This window comes from Nostocoides japonicum T1-X7, assembly GCF_001046855.1.
Lineage (GTDB): Bacteria > Actinomycetota > Actinomycetes > Actinomycetales > Dermatophilaceae > Nostocoides > Nostocoides japonicum.
Genome location: NZ_HF570958.1, coordinates 806,791 through 823,213, shown reverse-complemented (window position 1 = coordinate 823,213; position 16,423 = coordinate 806,791). Strand labels below are relative to the sequence as shown.

13 protein-coding genes are annotated in these 16,423 nt (G+C 71.7%); 10 read left to right on the top strand and 3 right to left on the bottom strand.

The window, feature by feature from the left end:
• Positions 1–150 precede the first annotated feature (150 nt).
• Positions 151–1,191 (bottom strand): hypothetical protein, encoded by a 1,041-nt coding sequence (locus tag BN12_RS03685; RefSeq protein ID WP_048550171.1) that lies wholly within the window; start codon positions 1,189–1,191, stop codon positions 151–153.
• Between the two features lie 454 nt (positions 1,192–1,645).
• On the opposite strand from BN12_RS03685, the gene BN12_RS03680 reads away from it, so the two are divergent.
• The 4 genes from BN12_RS03680 to BN12_RS03665 are packed head-to-tail and all read left to right on the top strand — an operon-like array spanning position 1,646 to position 6,787.
• Entirely contained in the window at positions 1,646–2,128 is a 483-nt protein-coding gene (locus tag BN12_RS03680; RefSeq protein WP_083454388.1) for an NAD(P)H-dependent oxidoreductase subunit E, read from the top strand.
• Positions 2,125–3,714, top strand: coding sequence for an NADH-ubiquinone oxidoreductase-F iron-sulfur binding region domain-containing protein (locus BN12_RS03675; protein WP_083454387.1), 1,590 nt, complete (start codon positions 2,125–2,127; stop codon positions 3,712–3,714). The genes BN12_RS03680 and BN12_RS03675 overlap by 4 nt, the downstream gene beginning before the upstream one ends.
• Complete coding sequence (fdhF, locus tag BN12_RS03670) at positions 3,711–6,548, top strand: formate dehydrogenase subunit alpha (RefSeq protein ID WP_048550167.1); 2,838 nt, start codon at positions 3,711–3,713, stop codon at positions 6,546–6,548. Before BN12_RS03675 ends, fdhF begins: the two co-directional genes overlap by 4 nt.
• Entirely contained in the window at positions 6,545–6,787 is a 243-nt protein-coding gene (locus BN12_RS03665; protein WP_157635328.1) for a formate dehydrogenase subunit delta, read from the top strand. Before fdhF ends, BN12_RS03665 begins: the two co-directional genes overlap by 4 nt.
• Positions 6,788–6,947: 160 nt before the next feature.
• On the opposite strand, the gene BN12_RS23335 is transcribed toward BN12_RS03665, so the two are convergent.
• Together BN12_RS23335 and lpdA are read right to left on the bottom strand one after the other, a co-directional pair.
• Entirely contained in the window at positions 6,948–8,753 is a 1,806-nt protein-coding gene (locus BN12_RS23335) for an amidohydrolase (RefSeq protein ID WP_053079941.1), read from the bottom strand.
• 17 nt (positions 8,754–8,770) lie between these two features.
• Positions 8,771–10,168, bottom strand: coding sequence for a dihydrolipoyl dehydrogenase (gene lpdA, locus BN12_RS03650; RefSeq protein ID WP_048550165.1), 1,398 nt, complete (start codon positions 10,166–10,168; stop codon positions 8,771–8,773).
• Here lpdA and BN12_RS03645 point away from each other — a divergent pair.
• Genes BN12_RS03645 through BN12_RS23610 form a run of 6 tightly spaced genes read left to right on the top strand, consistent with a single transcriptional unit; the run spans position 10,167 to position 16,389 of the window.
• Complete coding sequence (locus BN12_RS03645) at positions 10,167–10,358, top strand: hypothetical protein (protein ID WP_048550163.1); 192 nt, start codon at positions 10,167–10,169, stop codon at positions 10,356–10,358. The genes lpdA and BN12_RS03645 overlap by 2 nt on opposite strands.
• Positions 10,359–10,390: 32 nt before the next feature.
• Positions 10,391–13,294 carry a Na+/H+ antiporter subunit A gene (locus BN12_RS03640; RefSeq protein WP_235432530.1) on the top strand — a complete coding sequence of 968 codons (2,904 nt, stop codon included), beginning with the start codon at positions 10,391–10,393 and terminating at the stop codon, positions 13,292–13,294.
• Complete coding sequence (locus tag BN12_RS03635) at positions 13,291–13,719, top strand: Na(+)/H(+) antiporter subunit C (RefSeq protein ID WP_048550160.1); 429 nt, start codon at positions 13,291–13,293, stop codon at positions 13,717–13,719. Before BN12_RS03640 ends, BN12_RS03635 begins: the two co-directional genes overlap by 4 nt.
• Complete coding sequence (locus tag BN12_RS03630; RefSeq protein ID WP_235432289.1) at positions 13,716–15,368, top strand: Na+/H+ antiporter subunit D; 1,653 nt, start codon at positions 13,716–13,718, stop codon at positions 15,366–15,368. Before BN12_RS03635 ends, BN12_RS03630 begins: the two co-directional genes overlap by 4 nt.
• Positions 15,365–15,982 carry a Na+/H+ antiporter subunit E gene (locus tag BN12_RS03625; RefSeq protein WP_048550156.1) on the top strand — a complete coding sequence of 206 codons (618 nt, stop codon included), beginning with the start codon at positions 15,365–15,367 and terminating at the stop codon, positions 15,980–15,982. Before BN12_RS03630 ends, BN12_RS03625 begins: the two co-directional genes overlap by 4 nt.
• Positions 15,979–16,389: a monovalent cation/H+ antiporter complex subunit F gene (locus tag BN12_RS23610; protein ID WP_235432288.1), complete on the top strand. Its 411-nt coding sequence runs from the start codon at positions 15,979–15,981 to the stop codon at positions 16,387–16,389. Before BN12_RS03625 ends, BN12_RS23610 begins: the two co-directional genes overlap by 4 nt.
• Positions 16,390–16,423 lie beyond the last annotated feature (34 nt).

The following is a 16,423-nucleotide window of genomic DNA, read 5'->3' as shown; positions in this document are numbered from 1 at the left end:
GGCACGTGCGGAGCCCTCCCGGCACGTGCGGAGTCCTCCCGGCACGTGCGGAGTCCTCCCGGCACGTGCGGAGCAGAGGAGACCCGTGACGGTCAGCCGCACCGCGCCCGGGTGGGCGGCACCGGGCGTGGGTCAGCCGGCCGGGCGAGCTCAGCTCGCTTGCTCGGAGGTGCCCTTCGACTCCTTCGTCCGCCGGTCACGCCCGAAGTACCGCTCCCACTCGTCGCTCGTCACCGCAACCCGCCGACCACGTGCCCGCAGCGCCGCGACCACGCGGCCCAGGGTGCGCTCCGGCTGCTGCCAGATCCCGTTGGACACGACCGTGACGATCCGCCAGTCCCAGTCGGCCAGCTCCTCGCGCCGGTCGATGTCGCGCTCCCACTCCTCGACCCGTTTGATGTGCTGGCGGCCGTCGTACTCGACGGCCACCATCTCCTCGCGATAGCCGAGATCCAGCTGGCGCAGCAGCTCACCGTCCTCGTCCCGCAGCTGGATGTCGACCTCCGGTTCCGGCAACCCGGCGAGCACAAGGAGCATCCGGAGCCGTGACTCCTGCGCTGACGCGACGCCGGGCCGCACGTATGCCGCCGCTCGCCGCGCCTTGCGGCGATGGCGCCCTGGCTCGGCGGCGGCGCCGACGAGGTCGGCCGGTGTGGCGAGCCCCTGTCGCACGAGGCTGTCGCCGAGCACGACAAGCTCGACGAGGTCGAGGTCCTCGGCGAGATCGAGGAACGTGCGCACCGGATCGGTCAACCGGATCCCCCGCAGCACCGTCGTCCTCGTGTGGTCGATCGACACCCGAGCGTCGACCCCGTCGAGTGCCATCCGGCCCCAGACGTCGAGTTGGCCACCGGTCTCGGCTCGGGCCGGGTCAGGGCCGAGGTGCCGCCGGCGGGAAGCTCGCACTTCGGCTCGAGGCCACAGCGTCGTGACATGGACGCGCCACGAGTCCGGAACGACGCCTCGCCACAGCTGGGCCGCCGTATGCCGCGCGACGACGACGTTCGGCGAGGCGACGAGCAACACGGCGCGGGAGAGGAGCCACGGGTCGACGGTGACGTCGGCTGAGATGTAGACGCCCCGGAACAGCTGCCGGTGTGCGGGGCCGCGCAGCTGGCCGTCGCTGATCCCGGCCCGTACCGCATCCGCATGGGTGAAGGGACGATCGATGTCGAGGTTGGCGAAGCTCATGACGACAGGATGGCGCGGAAGCGAGGGCTCGCCGAAGTTATCCACAGACCAACCTGTCGAGGGACCGTCTCGGTCCACCGAGCATGCCGCGCGACGGTGCGGAACCCCGCGGGCGAGCGTCCCGACCACCCCCGCACGTGCCGAGCTGATGCTGTCGTCCAGCCCCGTCGACGACATCAACTCGGCACGTGCGGGGGTGGGTCTCGCACGTGCCGAGTTGATGTCGTCCCAGGAACGCGACGACGACAACAACTCGGCACGTGCGGAAAGGGAGCGGGGGGCGACGCGCGGAAAGGGGGCGGGGGCGACGTGCGAAATGCGGAGGGGAAGCGGAGTTGCAGTGGACGCAACTGGGTGCCGCATGCGCAACAAGCTCGGGGGGCCCTCTGCCGCGAGGGCGCGCCGGGCCGTACACTGTCGCACACATCACACCCCGCCGGAGAGGTCGCAGGTGATGCGTCAACGAGGATTCGCGGCTCCCGCGCCGCCACCGCCGATGGACTCCCAGCGCGCCGCCGCGGTGCGCGCGATCGCCGAGCGGCATGCCGGCAGCCGGGGTCCGCTCCTGCCCATCCTCCACGCGGTCGTCGAGGAGCTCGGGCACGTCGCCGAGGAGGACGTCGCGACCATCGCCGACGTCCTCAACCTCTCCCGGGCCGACGTCCACGGCGTCGTGACGTTCTACCACGACTTCCGCCGGACGCCGCCGGTCGCGCACCGGGTCGAGCTGTGCCGGGCCGAGGCGTGCCAGGCGGTGGGGGCCCAGGCCGTCTTCGACGCGGTCACCCAGCGGTATGCCGGGGACGAGGACGTCGAGATCGGCCAGGTCTTCTGCTTCGGCAACTGCGCTCTCGGGCCCTCGGGGACGATCGACGGGCGTCTGCGCGGCCGGCTCACGGCCGAGCTCGTCGACGCGGAGCTGGAGGCGTCCCGATGACGACCGTCTACGTCCCCTGTGACTCGGCCGCTGTCGCCGTCGGCGCCGACGCGGTCGCCCGCGCCCTCGAAGCGGTCGACGGGATCACGGTGCTCCGCAACGGGTCGCGCGGCGCCCTCTGGCTCGAGCCGCTCGTCGAGGTCGAGACCGACCGCGGCCGGATCGGGTACCCCGCCGTCTCGGCGCCCGCCGTCGCCGAGCTCGTCGCCGGCGGCATGCTCGACGGCGGCGACGTCGGCGGGTGCGTGGGCGTCGTCGACGAGCTGCCGTGGCTCGCCGGCCAGCAGCGGGTCAGCTTCGCCCGGGTGGGCGTCATCGAGCCGACGAGCATCGCGGCATACGAGGCCCACGGCGGGTATGCCGGGCTGCGGCGGGCCCTGTCGATGGACCCGGCCGCCGTCGTCGAGGAGGTCGTCGAGTCCGGCGTCCGGGGACGCGGTGGCGCCGGCTTCCCCGCCGGGATCAAGTGGCGCACCGTCGCGGGCGCGACGGCGGACGTGAAGTTCGTCTGCTGCAACGCCGACGAGGGCGACAGCGGCACCTTCGCCGACCGGATGCTCATGGAGGGCGACCCGTTCACCCTCATCGAGGGCATGACGATCGCCGCGCATGCCGTCGGCGCGACGGAGGGATACGTCTACATCCGCTCCGAGTACCCTGCCGCGGTCACGACGATGCGGCGGGCCATCGAGATCGCGTATGCCCACGGCTGGCTCGGCGAGCGGATCCAGGGCAGCGACACCTCCTTCGACCTCTACATCCGGGTCGGTGCCGGCGCCTACATCTGCGGCGAGGAGACCTCGATGCTCGAGAGCCTCGAGGGTCGCCGCGGCGAGGTCCGGGCCAAGCCACCCATCCCCGCGCTCCACGGTCTCTTCGGGCGGCCGACCGTCGTCAACAACGTCCTCACCCTCGGTGCGGTGCCGATGATCCTCGCCGAGGGCGCGGCGGCATACCAGGCGCGAGGTGTCGGGCGCTCGCGCGGCACCCAGGTCTTCCAGCTCGCCGGCAACGTGCGGCAGGGCGGCATCGTCGAGCTCGACTTCGGCGTGACGCTCGGGGAGCTCGTCGAGGGGTACGGCGGCGGGACGCTCACCGGCCGCCCCGTCCGGGCCGTCCAGGTCGGCGGCCCGCTCGGCGCCTACCTCCCCCCGGAGCAGTTCGACCTCCCCATGGACTATGAGGCGTTCGTCGAGGCGGGCGCCATGGTCGGGCACGGCGGCATCGTCGTCTTCGACGACACCGTCGACATGGCGGGCATGGCTCGCTTCGCGATGGAGTTCTGCGCCGCCGAGTCGTGCGGCAAGTGCACGCCGTGCCGCATCGGCTCCACCCGTGGGGTCGAGGTCATCGACCGCATCCGGGCCGGCGTCCGGCGGGAGGAGAACCTCGTCCTCCTCGAGGACCTCTGCACGACGATGACCAAGGGCTCGCTCTGCGCGATGGGCGGGCTCACGCCCATGCCGGTCCAGAGCGCGCTCGCGCATTTCCCCGAGGACTTCGGTCTCCCACCTGCCGTCGGCGAGGCGGCGGAGGAGGCCATCCCCGACGAGGCGTCGGCGGCACGAGAAGGGACACGTCCATGACCGAGCAGACCGCGAGCATCCTCATCGAGCCGGACTACGGCACCCCGCGCGTCGAGGGCGAGCCGACCGCGCACGTCACGATCGACGGCCTGGAGATCGACGTGGCCCCCGGCACGTCGGTCATGCGCGCCGCCAAGGAGGCCGGCGTCGACATCCCGAAGCTGTGCGCGACCGACCGCCTCGACGCCTTCGGCTCGTGCCGGATGTGCCTCGTCGAGGTCGACGGCGTGCGTGGCACCCCCGCGTCGTGCACGACGCCGTGCACCGACGGCATGGTCGTCCACACCGACAGCGATGACGTGAAGGCGTTGCGCCGCAACGTGATGGAGATGTACCTGTCCGACCATCCGGCCGACTGCGCCGGATGCGCCCGCGGGGACTGCGAGATTCAGGACCTCGCCCACCGCGTCGGCGCCGCCGAGGTGCGCTACGGCCTCGACGGAGCGAACCACCTCCATGACGCGACGGACGCGACGAACCCCTACTTCGCCTACGACCCGTCCGCCTGCATCGTCTGCTCGCGGTGCGTGCGGGCCTGCAACGAGATCCAGGGGACGTTCGCCCTGACCGTCGAGGGCCGCGGCTTCGACTCGAGGATCACCCCGGGCGGCACCGACTTCATGTCCTCCGAATGCGTGTCGTGCGGCGCCTGCGTCCAGGCGTGCCCCACCTCCTCCCTCACCGAGAAGTCGGTCATCGAGCTCGGTATGCCGTCCCGGACCGTCATCACGACGTGCGCCTACTGCGGTGTCGGCTGCTCGTTCAAGGCCGAGGTGCAGGGCTCCGGGGACGCCACGCGCGTCGTCCGGATGGTGCCGTGGAAGGACGGCGCGGCCAACGAGGGGCACTCGTGCGTCAAGGGCCGGTTCGCCTACGGGTACGCGTCGCACCGGGACCGGCAGCTCCACCCGATGGTCCGCGACACCATCGACGACCCGTGGCAGGTCGTCTCGTGGGAGGAGGCGATCACCCGGATCGCGACCGGCTTCCGCGCCATCCAGGACACCTACGGCGTCGGCTCGATCGGCGGCATCGCGTCCTCGCGGTGCACCGACGAAGAGGTCTACGTCGTCCAGAAGATGGTGCGCGCCGCCTTCAACAACAACAACATCGACACGTGCGCGCGGGTCTGCCACTCCCCCACCGGGTACGGCCTGAACCAGACCTTCGGCACGTCGGCCGGCACGCAGGACTTCGCATCCGTCGACCACACCGACGTCATGCTCCTCATCGGTGCCAACCCCACGGACGCCCACCCCGTCTTCGCCTCCCGGATGAAGCGCAGGCTGCGGGCCGGGGCCAGGATCATCGTCGCCGACCCCCGGCGCATCGACCTCGTCCGCTCACCTCACGTCGAGGCGTCCCATCACCTGCCGGTCCGTCCCGGCACGAACGTCGCCTTCATCAACGCGATGGCGCACACCATCGTCACCGAGGGGCTCCACGACGAGGCGTTCCTCCGCGACCGCTGCGAGGACGTCGAGGCATACCTGTCGTTCATCGCCCGGCCGGAGAACTCCCCGGAGGAGACGGAGGCGGAGACGGGCGTGCCGGCAGCCGACCTGCGCGAGGCCGCGCGACTGTATGCCGCGGGCCCCAACTCGGCCATCTACTACGGCCTCGGCGTCACCGAGCACAGCCAGGGCTCGACGATGGTCATGGGCTTGGCGAACCTCGCCATGCTGACCGGCAACATCGGTCGCGAGGGCGTCGGCGTCAACCCGCTCCGCGGGCAGAACAACGTCCAGGGGTCCTGTGACATGGGCTCCTTCCCGCACGAGTTCCCCGGCTACCGCCACGTGGGCATCGACGAGGTCCGTGGCATCTACGAGTCGCTGTGGGGCGTGACGATCCCGGCGCAGCCGGGCCTGCGGATCCCCAACATGTTCGACTCGGCGGTCGCCGGCTCGTTCCGCGGCCTGTTCGTCCACGGCGAGGACATCGTGCAGTCCGACCCGAACACGCAACACGTCGAGGCCGCGCTGCGTGCCATGGACCTCGTCGTCGTCCACGACCTCTTCCTCAACGAGACGTCCCGCTTCGCCACGGTGTTCCTCCCGGGGACGAGCTTCCTGGAGAAGGACGGCACCTTCATCAACGCCGAGCGGCGGATCAACCGGGTCCGGCCCATCATGCCGAGCAAGGTCGGCAAGGACGAGTGGCAGGTCGTCTGCGAGATCGCGACGGCGATGGGCTATCCCATGTCGTATGCCAATGCCGCCGAGATCATGGACGAGATCGCCGCGACGACACCGACCTTCGCCGGCGTCTCGTTCGCCCGCCTCGACGCCGAGGGCTCGATGCAGTGGCCGGTCAACGACGCGGCACCGCACGGCACGCCGACGATGCACGTCGAGCACTTCGTCCGCGGCAGGGGCCGGCTCATGCCGACCGTCTACGTGCCGACGACCGAGGCGACGACCCGCCGCTTCCCGCTCGTCCTCACGACCGGCCGCATCCTCACCCAGTACAACGTCGGCGCCCAGACCCGGCGCACCGACAACAGCCGCTGGCACCCGGCCGACGTCCTGGAGATCCACCCGTCGGACGCCGAGCTGCGGGGGATCCACACCGGCGACATCGTCGAGCTGTCGAGCCGGGTCGGCACGACGAGCCTGCCCGCCCTCGTCTCCGACCGGATGCCGCCGGGCGTCGTCTACACGACCTTCCACCACCCGATCACCGGCGCGAACGTCGTGACGACGGAGAACTCCGACTGGGCGACGAACTGCCCGGAGTACAAGGTGACCGCCGTCCAGGTGCGCGTCGCCAACGCCGAGGCCGCCCGCGCGCACCAGGAGGCGGACGCCGTCACCCTCGGGAGCGGCTCGTGACGGCGTGCGTCGATGACCGCGAGCACGAGCCCGCCGTCATCCGGATGGGCAACGACATCGCCCGGCATCTGGAGTACCTCCCACCCGAGACCGCGGCCGACCAGATCGCCGCGCACATCGAGCGGTTCTGGGAGCCCCGGATGAGCGAGGAGCTGCTCGTCCATGCCGACCGCAACGACACGACGATGCATCCGCTCCTCCTCGCGGCGGCCCGACGCCTCCGCCCACCCCCTGCATGAACCTCTGCTGACAGACCCTCGCAGCGGCCCGACGCCTCCGCCCACCCCCTGCACGAACCTCTGCTAACAGACCCTCGGTGACGTCCCCATAGGTTGCTACCTACCCATACGTGACCCAGGCCCTGCTGAGTCGTCGACGCCCGGGCGTGTCGACCCCGACTCACTCGGTGTCGCGCCCGAAGACGCGGTGGGTGAAGCGGCCGGCGACGAGCGTGGCCCCGACCCGTATGCCGCGCAGGTGGGACGCCGTCGATCGCGAGTCGTCCTGGGGTGCAAGGGGATCCGCATCGAGCAGGACGATGTCGGCACGGCTCCCGACGGCGAGGGTCGTCGCGCCGTCGGTGCTCGCGGCGAGCGCCTCTGCGACGGTGAGGGCCTGCTCGGGGTGCCAGGGCTCGCGGTCGCCGGCCGAGCGGTGGACGGCGGCCGCCATCGCGAGCCACGGATCGAGCGGCGACACGGGGGCGTCCGAGCCCAGCGCGAGCGGGATGCCACGATCGGCCATCGCGCGGAAGGCGAAGCAGCGCTCCGTGCGGTCCGGCCAGCAGCGCTCGCTGACGTCACGGTCGTCCCAGAGGTGCGCCGGCTGGACGCTCGCGGTCAGTCCGAGGGCGGCCATGGTGTCCAGGTCGTCCCAGCCGACGAGCTGGACGTGCTCGATGCTCCCTCGGGTCGGGCCGGTGGTCGCCGAGGCCGGGCCGGCGGTCGCATATTCGGGGACTACGGTCGCCCGAGTCGGGCCGGCGGTCGCCCGAGTAGCGCCGGCGGTCGCCCGAGTAGCGCCGGCGGTCGCCCGAGTAGCGCCGGCGGTCGCAGAGACGGGGACCACGGTCGCCCGAGCCGGGACGACCATCGCCCGGTCGGGGGCTGCGGATGACGCGCTCCGGCGGTGGATGCGCCGGCTCGGTGATCGTCCGCCCCAGTCCCCGGCGGCCGAGAACGCGGCGAGCGCCTCGTGGAGCGCCGCGTCGCCGATGGCGTGGACGGTCGCGTCGAGACCGAGCGTCTGCGCCTGGGACAGCAGGTCGGTGAGCTCGGCGGCGTCGTAGGTGGCCCGCCCATAGGCCGGTTCGGCGGAGGAGGCGCCGGCTCCCCACGGGTGCGAGAGCGCCGGAGCATCGGCAGTGTCCGCATACGGGCTGCAGCACAGCGCCGTCCGGGTGTTGAGGGAGCCGTCGGAGATGACCTTCAACGGTCCCATGACGACCTGGTCCTGACCCTCGACGAGAGGGTCCCCCGAGCGGAGGCCGCGGCCGGCGACGAGGGGCAGACCGTCCGGATACGTCGCCGAGCGGACCCGCAGGCCGGTCACACCGCCGTGCCAGCGCTCCGGCCAGCGCAGGAAGTCGGAGCCGAACTCGAGGTCGACGACACCGACGACCCCGAGCGCCGACGCCGCGGCGACGGCCTCGGCATACGCGGCGAGGTCGACGGGGCACAACTCGGCGAGCCGCGGGTAGCGGGAGAACCAGTCCTCCTCCTCGAGCGGGCCGACAGGCAGGGGGTCCGGGACGTCGAGGAGCCGCAGGGCGGCCGAGCTGAGCCACGCGTGGTGGGCGTCTCCGCTGATGAGGACGACGGCCCGCGACCCGGCAACCGCGTCGAGCGCGGCGACGGTCGGCGGATCGGACCAGGTGCCGGTCCGGTGGCCGTAGCCGACCAGGACCGACCCCTCCGCCACCGCCGGCAGCCGGGCGGCGACCCGGGCGAGCACCTCACCCGGGGAGGTGGTGCCGCTCGTGTCGAGACGCCGACGGAAGGCGGCCCACTGCGCGAGGTGGACGTGCTTGTCCCAGAGGCCCGGGGCGGCATACCGGCCCTCGCACTCGACGACCTGTTCGCCGGCATCGGTGGGCAGCCGGGGCCCGACCCCCACGACGATGCCGTCGCGGATCCGGACATCGACCGGCTCGGACGGTGCGGGGACGCCGCCGACCGGGACGAGCCGGACCTCGCGGAGCAGCACCGTTCCGCAGCGCCCGGTCAGAGGTTGATCATGTGGCCGGCGATGCCGTGGATCGCCTCCTTGACGGCCTCCGAGAGCGTCGGGTGGGCGAAGACGTTGCGTCCGACCTCGTCGGCGGTGAGATCCCACTTCTGGGCGAGGGTGAGCGCCGGAAGCAGCTCGGTGACGTCCGGACCGATCATGTGGGCGCCGAGGATCTCGTTGTGGGTGGCGTCGGCGACGACCTTGACGAAGCCGACGGCCTCGCCGAGCCCCTGCGCCTTGCCGTTCGCCGAGAAGGGGAACTTGGCCGTCTTGACGTCGTAGCCCTTCTCCTTCGCCTGCTCCTCGCTGTAGCCGAAGGATCCGATCTGGGGCTGGCAGTAGGTCGCCCGGGGGATGAAGTCGTACTCGACCGGCATCGTGTCGGCCCCGGCGATGGTCTCCGCCGCGACGATACCCTGGGCCTCCGCGACGTGGGCGAGCATGAGCTTGGCCGTCACGTCGCCGATGGCATAGATGCCTGGGACGTTGGTGCGGCAGTAGTCGTCGATGACGACGGCCCCGCGGTCGCTGACCTCGACGCCCGTCGACTCCAGCCCGTAGCCCTGCGTCCGGGGTGCGAAGCCGATGGCCGACAGCAGCCGGTCCGCCTCGAGGACCTGCTGGTCGCCGCCGGACGCCGGCGACACGGTGACCCGCACGCCGGTGCCGGTGTCCTCGACGCCCTCCACCTTCGTCGAGAGGAGGACCTTGACGCCGAGCTTCTTGTAGTGGCGCAGCAGCTCCTTGGACACCTCGGCGTCCTCGGTGGGGACCATCCGGTCGAGGAACTCCACGATCGTGACGTCGACGCCGAAGTTGCGCATGACGTATGCGAACTCGACCCCGATGGCCCCGGAGCCGGCGATGATGATGGAGCCAGGGAGGTTGGGGTCGAGGATCTGCTCCTCGTAGGTCACGACGTTCCGGCTGACCTGGACGCCCGGCAGCATCCGCGTCGTCGCACCGGTGTCGAGGATGAGGTTGTCGTAGGTGATCGAGCGCGACGACCCGTCGTCGAGGGCGACGTCCATCGACGTCGCTCCGGTCAGCGTGCCCCAGCCGTGGATCTCCTCGATCCCGTTCTTCTTCATGAGGAAGTGGACGCCCTTGACGATGCCCTCGGACACCTTGCGGCTGCGGGCGTGCGTGACGCCGAAGTCCATCGAGGCGTCGCCGGAGATCCCGAAGGTCGCCGCCTCCTGGTGGATGATGTGGGCGATCTCGGCGTTGCGCAGGAGCGCCTTGCTCGGGATGCAGCCCACGTTGAGGCATACGCCTCCCCAGTACTTCTTCTCGACGACGGCCGTCTTCAGGCCGAGCTGAGAGGCGCGGATCGCCGCGACGTAACCGCCGGGTCCGGCACCGAGGACAACGACATCGAAGTCAGCCATGGGGTCACCCTACCGGCGCCCTCTCCCCGCACGTGCCGAGCTGATGTCGGCATCCGGCGAGTACGACGACAACAACTCGGCACGTGCGGAGGTCCGACCCGCACGTGCCGAGAAGATGTCGCCACCGGACGAGCGCGACGACAACAACTCGGCACGTGCGGAGGTCGGCCGGGGCGGGCCGGCCCCCTAGACTTGCCGCGACGAAGGAGGTCCCGCTTGCTGGTGCTGCTGCTGGCCCATGGGGTGGCCGCAGCAGCGGCCCCAGCGCTGGTCCGGGCCCTCGGCCGGCGGGTCTTCCTCCTCCTCGCCGTCGTGCCGGCCGTCTCCTTCGGATGGTTCGTCGCCCAGGCGCCGACGGTGACCGGCGCGCACGCCCGCACCCTCACCGAGACGGTCCGGTGGGTGCCGCAGATCCGCCTGGAGCTGGCCCTGCGCCTCGACACGGCGAGTTGGGTGCTCGCGCTGCTCGTGACCGGCGTCGGCGCCCTCGTCCTCCTCTACTGCGGGTGGTACTTCGCCCCGAGGGACCCGGCGCTGTGGCGGTTCTCGGGGTCCTTCGTCGCGTTCGCCGGGTCGATGCTGGGCCTCGTCCTCGCCCGTGACCTCCTGCTCCTGTACGTCTTCTGGGAGCTGACGACGGTCTTCTCCTACATCCTCATCGGCCACAACCCGGAGCGTCAGGCGAACCGGCGCGCGGCGATGACCGCCCTCCTCGTCACGACCCTCGGCGGCCTGGCGATGCTCGTCGGCTTCGTCCTCCTCGGCGACCGGGCCGGCTCCTTCCGGGTCGACGCGGTCATGGCCCACTCCCCCGCCGGCACCGTGACGACCGTGGCGATCGGCCTCGTCCTCCTCGGCGCGCTCACCAAGTCCGCCCAGGTCCCCTTCCACTTCTGGCTCCCCGGGGCGATGGCCGCGCCGACCCCCGTCAGCGCCTACCTGCACGCGGCGGCGATGGTCAAGGCCGGCGTCTTCCTCGTCATGATCCTCGCCCCGGCGTTCGCCGCGGATCCGCTGTGGCGGCCGGTCCTGCTCGTCGTCGGCGCGGCGACGATGCTCCTCGGTGGGGTCCGCGCCCTCGTCCAGGACGACATCAAGCTCCTCCTCGCATACGGAACCGTCTCCCAGCTCGGCTTCCTCATCGCCGTCGCCGGGCTCGGCACGCGAGCCGGGGCGCTCGCTGCCGTCGCCATGGTCGTGGCCCACGCGCTCTTCAAGGCCGCGCTCTTCATGGTCGTCGGGATCATCGACCACAGCGCTCACACCCGTGACCTGCGGCGCCTGTCCGGCCTCCCCCGGCGGATGCCGGTCACCTTCGCCGTCGCCGTCCTCTCGGCCGCCTCGATGGCCGGCATCCCCCCGCTGCTCGGCTTCGTCGCGAAGGAGTCGGTCTACCAGGCCTTCCTCGACGCGGCCCACGACGGGACCCCCGGTATGCCGTCGCTCGCCACGACGCTCGTCCTCGCCGCGCTCGTCGTGGGGTCGGTTCTCACCGTCGCCTACACCGCCCGGTTCCTCTGGGGTGCGTTCTCGACCAAGCCCGACCTCGACGAGCCGACACCGGTGGACCGCGTGCCGTTCGGCTTCGCGACCCCGCCCGTCGTGCTCACCGCGGCGACCGTCGTCCTGGCCTTCTGCGCCGGGCCCATGACGAAGGTGTTCGCCGGCTACGACCACCTCTTCCCGGCCGGCGGGCACGCGGCATACCTCGCGCTGTGGCACGGGCTCGGGACACCGCTCGTCCTCTCGGTCGTCGCCGTCCTCGGCGGCGTCGCCCTCTTCGTCGTCCTGTGGCGCCGCGACACCCTCCGGGCGCCGCGGTGGGTCCCGACGGCCGAGCGCGTCTACGAGGCGACCCTGCGCGGCACCGACCGGCTCGCCGTCGAGCTGACCGGCCGGACCCAGCGCGGGTCCCTGCCCTTCTACCTCGCCTCGATCCTCGTCGTCGTCCTCCTCATCCCGGGGACGATGCTCGCGCTCAACCGCACGTGGGGTGGCCACTACACGTGGTTCGACTCCGCGGCCCAGGTCCCCGTCGGCCTCGTCATGGCCGCCGCGGCCGTCCTCACCGTGCGGTCCCGTCGGCGGCTCACCGCCGTCCTCCTCTCCGGCGTCTCGGGCTACTGCACGGCGATGCTGTTCGTGCTCCACGGCGCGCCGGATCTCGCGCTCACCCAGGTCCTCGTCGAGACGGTCACCCTCGTCCTCTTCGTCCTCGTCCTGCGCCGGATGGCGCCGTACTTCTCCGAGCGACCGCTGTCCCGGGGCCGGTGGCTGCGCCGGGGGATCGGCGTCCTCGCCGGCATCTTCGCGGCGGGGTTCGCCGCGGCGGCGACCGGCGCGAGGACGGGGCGGCCGGTCTCCGACCTGTTCCCCCAGGCAGCGGTCGAGTACGGCGGCGGCCGGAACATCGTCAACGTCACCCTCGTCGACATCCGGGCCTGGGACACGATGGGCGAGATCTCGGTGCTCGTCGTCGCGGCGACCGGCGTCGCCTCGCTCATCTTCCTCATCACCGGGCGCGGTGGCGAGCAGAACCCCGCCGAGCCGCTCCAGCACCACGAGCCGGTCAGCGCGTGGCTGCGCGCCGGCCGGACGCAGCGCCGCGAGGACCGGTCCATCGTCTTCGAGATCGTCACCCGCCTGACCTTCCACACGATCGTCGTCTTCTCCGTGTGGCTCCTCTTCGCCGGTCACAACGGTCCCGGCGGCGGCTTCGCGGGCGGTCTCATGTGCGGGCTCGCCCTCGGCGTGCGCTACCTCGCGGGCGGCCGGCGGGAGCTCGACGAGGCGGCGCCCGTGGACGCCGGCCGGGTCCTCGGGCTCGGGCTCGCCATCGCGACGATCGCCGCACTGGCCCCGCTGGCCTTCGGCGGACAGGTCCTGCAGAGCGCCATCGTCGACCTGCATCCGCCCCTCATCGGCGACCTCCACGTCGTCACGTCGCTCTTCTTCGACATCGGCGTCTACCTCGTCGTCGTCGGCCTCATGCTCGACATCTTCCGCAGCCTCGGCGGGGGGATCGACGCCGACGCCGAGGGCGAGTCCCCCGACCTGCCCGGATCGTATGCCGACCTGGATCTCGACCCCGACGACGTCGCCTCGGTCACGCAGGCCCTCCGATGACCGTCAACGTCCTGCTCCTGCTCGTCATCGCCGTGACGTTCGGCGCGGGGATCACCCTCCTCCTCGAGCGCAGCCTCACCCGCATCGTCGTCGGCACGCTCCTGGTCGGGAACGCCGTCAACCTCGTCTTCCTCGTCGCCTCGGGAGCCGCGGGCCGGGCCCCGATCGTCGACCCGGACGACCCCTCGCCGATGAGCGACCCGCTCCCCCAGGCGCTCGTCCTCACGGCGATCGTCATCACCCTCGGCGTCGCCGGATTCCTCCTGGCCATGGCATACCGCTCCCAGCAGCTCCAGGGCGACGACGAGGTCCAGGACGACATCGAGGACACCCTCATCATGGCGCTGGCCGAGCGGGACGAGGCCTCCCAGTCCTGGGAGGACGACACGGGCGGCGAACCCGACGAGGAGGGAGCGGACCGATGACGACGCACTCGGCCATGTCCTTCCTCATCCCCCTTCCCGTCGTCCTCTCCCTCCTCGGGGCCGGCATCTGCCTCGCGCTCGGGCACAACGCGCGAGCCCAACGCGTCGTCGGCATCGTCACGCTGTCCGTCGTCGTCGCCATCGCCGCCGTCCTCCTCGCCGGGGCGTACCGCGACGGCCCCCAGGTCGTCCACGTCGGCGGCTGGCCCGCGCGGCTGGGCATCGTCCTGGTCGCGGACTCGCTGTCGGCCCTCCTGCTCCTCACCTCGGCCATCGTGACGCTCTGCGTGCTCGTCTACTCCGTCGGCCAGGGCATCGTCGAGTTCGGCCCCGACACACCGCTGTCGGTGTTCTACCCGACCTTCCTCGTGCTGTCCGCGGGCGTCTCCAACGCGTTCCTGTCCGGTGACCTGTTCAACCTCTACGTCGGCTTCGAGGTGCTCCTCGCGGCGAGCTACGTCCTCATCACGCTCGGCGGCACGGGGCCCCGGGTCCGGGCCGGGTCGACCTACGTCGTCGTCTCGGTCCTGTCGTCCGTCGTGTTCCTCGTCGCCCTCGCCGGCGTGTATGCCGCGACGGGCACCGTCAACATGGCCGACCTGTCGGAGAAGCTGCAGGCGGTGCCGTCCGACGTGCGGACCGTCCTCCAGCTGCTGCTCCTCACCGCCTTCTGCATCAAGGCCGCCGTCTTCCCCCTGTCGGCCTGGCTGCCCGACTCCTACCCCACCGCCCCCGCGCCGGTGACGGCCGTCTTCGCCGGGTTGCTGACGAAGGTCGGCGTCTACGCGATCATCCGGGTCCAGACGATCCTCTTCCCGGAGAACCACCTCACGACCCTCCTGCTCTGGGGTGCCGCCGCGACGATGGTCATCGGGATCCTGGGCGCCGTCGCCCAGTCGGACATCAAGCGGATGCTGTCCTTCACGCTGATCAGCCATATCGGGTTCATGATCTTCGGCATCGCGCTCGCCTCGCATCTGGGACTCGCGAGCGCGATCTTCTACACGGTCCACCACATCACGATCCAGACGACCCTCTTCCTGGTCGCCGGGCTCATCGAGATCCGGGGCGGGTCCACCGCGCTCGAACGCCTCGGCGGGCTCGCCAAGGCCGCTCCCTTCCTCGCCCTCATGTTCTTCCTCCCGGCGATGAACCTCGCCGGGATCCCTCCGCTGTCGGGGTACTTCGGCAAGGTGGGACTCGCGGAGGCCGGCATCGCGGCCGGGGGCTGGCTGGCATACCTCGTCGTCGCCGCCTCCATCGTGACGAGCCTGCTCACCCTGTATGCCATCGCCAAGACGTGGAACCGCGCCTTCTGGCGGCCACCCGACCCGGAGACAGCTCCCCCGATCGGGGACTGGCATCCCTCCACCCCGGAGACACCTCAGCCCACCGGGGACTGGCCTCCATCCAGGTCGAGCCCGACCGGCACGAAGAGCGGCGAGCCCTGGGCGCCCACCCTGACAGCCGTCCGGCAGCTGCCGGCCGCGATGGTCGGCCCCACCGTCGCCCTCGTCGCCCTCTCGACCGCCATCACGCTCGTCGCCGGACCGCTCTTCGGCATCGCCTCGCGGGCCGCCACCGAGCTCGGCGAGCGGACGCCGTACGTCACGGCGGTCCTCGAGGACGGGTCGGGGATCACGCGATGAGCCCGAACCGGACGCCCCGCCGCGTGCCCTTGCACCACCAGTGGCCTGCCCTCCTCTGGCTGACCTTCGTCTGGGTCATGCTGTGGGGCGAGTTCAGCGTCGGCAACATCGTCGCCGGGGTGCTCGTCGCTGTCGCGGCACTCCTCGTCTTCCCTCAGCCGCCGCTCCCCCTGTCCATCCGCCCCCACCCGGTCGCCCTGGGGCGCCTCGTCGCCGTCTTCCTCAAGGACCTCCTCGCCTCCAGCGTCCAGGTGGCCGCGCTCGCCCTCCGCCCCGGTCCTCCCCCGCCGAACTCCGTCATCGTCGTCCCCCTCCGGACCCGGAGCGAGTTCGCGCTCATGCTCACCTCCGAGCTGCTCTCGCTCGTGCCGGGCAGCCTGCTCATCGAGGCGTCCAAGACCGGCTGGTGCGTGCAGCTGCACATCATCAACACGCCCGATCTCGCCGCGGTCGAGCGCGCCCGCTCCCACGTGTGGGCCCAGGAGCTGCGCGTCGTGGAGGCCCTCGGGGACGCGGACGACATCGCCCGCGTCCATCAGCCGCCCCCGGCCCCGCCCGCGCTCCTGCCGCCGGCCCGGTCCGGGCGTGGTCCGGATGCGACGGACCCGTCGTGAGCGCCTTCGCCTGGGTCGTCGCCGTGACCGGCGCGTTCCTCTCCGTCGCCGCCGTGCTCGCCGCCGTCCGCATCGCCCGCGGACCGTCGATGCCCGACCGGGCCGTCGCCCTCGACACGCTCGTCGCCGTCTTCATCGCCGGCCTCGGCGCCGAGGCGGCCTACAACCGGCACGCCTCGACGCTCCCTGTCCTCGTCGTCCTCTCCCTCGTCGGCGTCGTCGGCTCGGTCAGCGTGGCCCGGTATGCCACGGGCCGGGAGTCCGCCGCGCCGGTGGGCGAGTCCGCCGAGCCAGTCGGCGAACCCGCCCGGTCGGCGGGCGAACTGGCCGAGCCGGCAGGCGGATCAGCCGAGCCGGCGGGCGAAACAGAAACAGCCGATTCCACGTCCGAGGAGGATCGCTCGTGATCATCTGCCGCCCCCGTCCGTCCACCATCGGGAC